The organism is uncultured Cyclobacterium sp. (genome assembly GCF_963976465.1).
Classification (GTDB): Bacteria; Bacteroidota; Bacteroidia; order Cytophagales; family Cyclobacteriaceae; genus Cyclobacterium.
Window position 1 is genome coordinate 1 of record NZ_CAXBOC010000480.1, and the last position, 4,205, is coordinate 4,205.

General features: G+C 40.0%; 3 protein-coding genes. All 3 read right to left on the minus strand.

Annotation, left to right across the window (positions count from 1 at the left end; genetic code table 11):
* Positions 1 to 1,988, minus strand: a 1,988-nt coding sequence (locus tag AAC037_RS20660) for a PKD domain-containing protein (protein WP_339905282.1), incomplete at its 3' end; no start/stop codon positions are given.
* A gap of 356 nt (positions 1,989 to 2,344) precedes the next feature.
* The gene (locus tag AAC037_RS20665) at positions 2,345 to 3,616 is read right to left on the minus strand and encodes an adenylosuccinate synthase (RefSeq protein WP_339905283.1); all 1,272 of its coding nucleotides are present in this window, start codon (positions 3,614 to 3,616) and stop codon (positions 2,345 to 2,347) included.
* 115 nt (positions 3,617 to 3,731) lie between these two features.
* The gene (locus tag AAC037_RS20670) at positions 3,732 to 4,076 is read right to left on the minus strand and encodes an STAS domain-containing protein (protein ID WP_339905285.1); all 345 of its coding nucleotides are present in this window, start codon (positions 4,074 to 4,076) and stop codon (positions 3,732 to 3,734) included.
* Positions 4,077 to 4,205 lie beyond the last annotated feature (129 nt).

Here is a 4,205-nt window from a genome sequence, read left to right on the forward strand (position 1 = left end):
CGTAGGGAGACCAAAAACTCTCCTTTATCACCATATACATGTACCGGCGAACGTTGTTCACTGGTGTTTCCATCGCCAAAATCCCAGAACCAACGTTGGGGATTACCAGCTGATAAATCCATAAACCTAATTGGGTCTATTGCCAATATCCCATCTGCTGACTCTTCTTTCATTCCGGTATTGTCCAATACATAATCGAAAGAAGCATTCAATGCCTCTTCCGGAAGAATCACCCTTATAGTGAGGGGAGCGGACCAACAATCCAAAGATTTTGGCTTCACACTTAAGTAATAGACTCCCTCATTGAACAAGGTGAACATGTCCTCATTTATATATTCCTCTCCTGACTCATTTTCTAGTTGGTAATCATATTGCTCTGAATCATAATCGGTAATAAATCCCCTTATATCCGGAAACAAATCGGGCTGACAACCATACATAGGGCTAAGCACTTCGAGATCAGGGTAAGCAGGATAGCTGATTGTAATGGGCTCAGCTACCAAGGGACAACCATCTGAGGAAATGGCTTGGGCATGAAAAATTCCCGCTTCTTGGACCAATAGACTTGCCGATGATTCTCCCTCTATCTTTTGTCCGTCTTTAAACCATTCGTATTGTTGATTTTCTCCTAATGAAAAAATGCTCAATTCAACAACCTCACCCGGGCAAGCCTCCTTACTTAATAGTGGAAGCTGATTGACCATGATACTTATTGGTTCAGGCTCGTCCATCACATCCAACAGAATAGCGCTTCCATTTGAAGTTTTTCCGTAATTATCCGTAAGGGTATAATAAACCTGCAATTTATCCCCTTTGAATTCGGGATGGGGCACAAATGAAAACGCTGTCCCGACACCGGAATATTTAAAAGTACCTTCATTGGTGACCAAAACCGCTTCATCCGTGTTGCATCTGCCCGAAAGGCAAGGGTCTGTCTCAATTTCCATAATTTCATCCATGGATTCAAAAAACCTGAGACAGCTAACCCTGGAGTCTATATTGGGTAATGTATGGTTCTCCTCCGGTATTTCAAGAAAATTCTCCTGTCCCAAACATACACCTACATTTTCTATATCTTTTGTTGTGGGTTTCTTTAAATTGTCTTGATCGGCCACCTCCACCAATAAATTCCTGATTTCATGAATATTGGTCTCTCCACCAGTGGAGCCGGCAAAACCTATTTTCAAGGTTTTGGGTGAAGGGTAGGGATAATCTACATTATCTATTAATGTTATTTGGCGGGGATTACCATTTTCAGTAGTGAAAATCATTTCTACATCTAAAAAATAACCCGCATCACCATGCTTAGGTCTTAGCTTAAAAATCACTTTGCGGTAACCTTTTTGATCGGGCTCTTCCGCTCGCCCTGTTCCTGTGCCACCAGAACTGATGGGGAACTGCTGGTCCTCCGGCAAACCATAGGTACCTCCTTCATTGGTTTTAACTCCGGTGATAAAATGATAACCATTGTATACATGCCCCGGCCCCCTAACCACTACAGCGTTTGGATGCAGCTGATTTATTCCGGAGGAAAAACCTCCAATTTTATTTTCAGAATTATTTCCGAAATTCCCAAAACTATCGAATCCCACTCCTAGATAAGCATTGGTCAAACCGGGGCTATCGACATTCATGGCATAACCCAAAGACCCGCCAAATGCTCCGGGGGAAAAAGAGTTAGATTCACCATCAAACAAGAAGACAGTCATCCCATCTGCTCCTGTACCACCATAGCTAAAATATTCAAAGGAAGCTTTAACCCCGAAACTGGAAGAAAATGGGATGTCAATGTAAACATAGCCTTTCTGATCCATCACCGCATTTGTAAGCCTCAGCACCCCATCTCGGATGACAGCATTCCCGCCCAATACAGTTTCTTCCCGTTCAATCTCCTCCTGAAAAGATTCACAATAGGGAAAACCCTGTTGCGCTTTCAGGTTAAAAGAAAGCATCATTACAATTAAAGAAAATCCAATAGATACCTTCATAAGGTTAGCAAGCTTGCAGCTTCTATAAAATTAAAATGAGTACTCCCAAATGCATCCATTGAATAAGCACATTTACAGCATGGCTTTTATCGGCATTCTACCAAACTGAAACTTAAAAGAACAGCCTTTCTAAACAAGTTTTTCTCTGCTCAAAATTGATTAATGAATCTATCTCTATTAATAGTATAACATTATCCTGAAAACAACAAAATGAATTCTGGAATAGGCAACTATGGGGTTATTCAATTCTACAAGAAATAAATAGAAACTTAAGATAGCCAATAAAAAAATAAATAAAAAAGGCTTCTTCCTGATAGTTAGGAAGAAGCCTTAATATTATAAGTGTGTAAATTCTCTTATTTAAGTATGGTCTGTTTTCTATCGGGACCGACAGACACCATTTTAATAGGAACCTCTAATTCTTTTTCCAGGAAGGACACATAGGTTTTCAGCTCATCGGGGAATTTTTCATAATCATCAATTCCATCCAAGCTACAATTCCAGCCTTTCAAGGTTTCATAGACCGGTTCAATTCCTTCAGTAGTTCCATTCAGGTATTGTTGATCCGTTTGGTTTCCATCTCCAAGTTTGTACTCCGTACAGATTTTGATTTCTTCAAAGCCATTGAGCACATCAGCTTTCATCATAAACAATTGGGTTACCCCATTGATCATGATTGAATATTTCAATGCGGGAAGATCAATCCAACCACACCTCCTGGCCCGGCCTGTAGTGGAACCGAACTCATTGCCATCTTTACGCATTTGCTCCCCATCGGCATCAAATAACTCTGTAGGGAAAGGACCACTTCCAACCCGGGTAAAATAAGCTTTGAAAATTCCGAACCCCTCTCCTATGGTGGAAGGAGCCACACCCAAGCCTGTACAAGCACCTGCAGCCATGGTGCTGCTGCTTGTTACAAAAGGGTAACTACCAAAGTCAATGTCCAAAAGCGAACCTTGAGCTCCTTCAGCCAAAACTTTTTTACCTGATTTTATGGCAGCGTTCACTTCAAATTCCGTCTCTACAAGCCTGAGGGATTTAAAAAACGTAACAGCCTCGAAGAAATCTTCCTCCAGGGCATCAAGATCTTCTAATCCAAAATCATAATAATTCAAGATTGACTTGTGCCGTTCGACCAAGTCATGGTATTTCTCTTTGAAATCCGGAGACAACATGTCCCCTACTCTCAAGGCCACCCTGCCAATTTTATCTTGGTAAGTTGGTCCAATTCCTTTTAAGGTTGAACCAATTTTTTTATCACCTTTGGATTTTTCATAAGCGGCATCCAAAAGTTTATGGGTAGGAAGGATAATGGTGGCCTTTTTGGAAATGGCCATATTTTTATTAAAATCAATATTGAATTTTTCCAAATTCTTGATTTCTTTCCTTAAAACTACAGGATCCAGCACTACGCCATTGCCTATTATATTCTGGATATTTCCCCTGAAGATCCCGCTGGGAATTTGATGCAAAACATGCTTTATCCCGTCAAACTCTAAGGTATGGCCGGCATTGGGTCCTCCTTGAAATCTGGCTACCATTTCATAGCTCGGCGCTAGATAGTCTACTACTTTACCCTTGCCTTCGTCACCCCACTGGAGACCTAAAAGAACGTCCATTTTCATTTTATTTTTAAATAAGTATTACTGCCTTCTATCAAAACAAGCCGTGAAGATTGTCATGTTTGTAAAAATTTACAACTTCCCGGCTAAATTTTATTGAATAAAAATGGCTTTTAAATTATTTTACTTGATCTAACGCCTCCTCAAGTGTGTCAGATACATTAAATATATTATTGAGTTTGGTAATAATTAGCAGCTTTTTAACATGCTCTGAAGGAGAGGCCAAAAACACTTCCCCATCCGCATTTCTCATTTTTGTCAGTACTGTGATCAGCACTCCTATACCGCTAGAACTAATATACCTGACCTCACTAAGGTCAATGATGCAGTTTTTCACTCCATCTTGCAAGCCGTCCGACACCAAGCCAACCATTCGAGGGCCTGAATCATCTCCAATCAAATCACCTTTGATTTTTAATAACAAAGAATCATTTTCTATCTGGGACTGAAATTCTGCTTTCATGAATTATAATTTATTTTTTTGCTTTGCCTTCAGTAATACCAACTCTATGTTCACAATTTTCATCGGTACAATTTCCGTAAAGTAATAAAGAGTGATGAATGATATTAAAATTCAATACCTCTCCTACTG

Coding starts and splice junctions, on each gene's coding strand:
- AAC037_RS20665 (WP_339905283.1), bottom strand. CDS start 3,616: ATGAAAATGGACGTTCTTTTAGGTCTCCAGTGGGGTGACGAAGGCAAG.
- AAC037_RS20670 (WP_339905285.1), bottom strand. CDS start 4,076: ATGAAAGCAGAATTTCAGTCCCAGATAGAAAATGATTCTTTGTTATTA.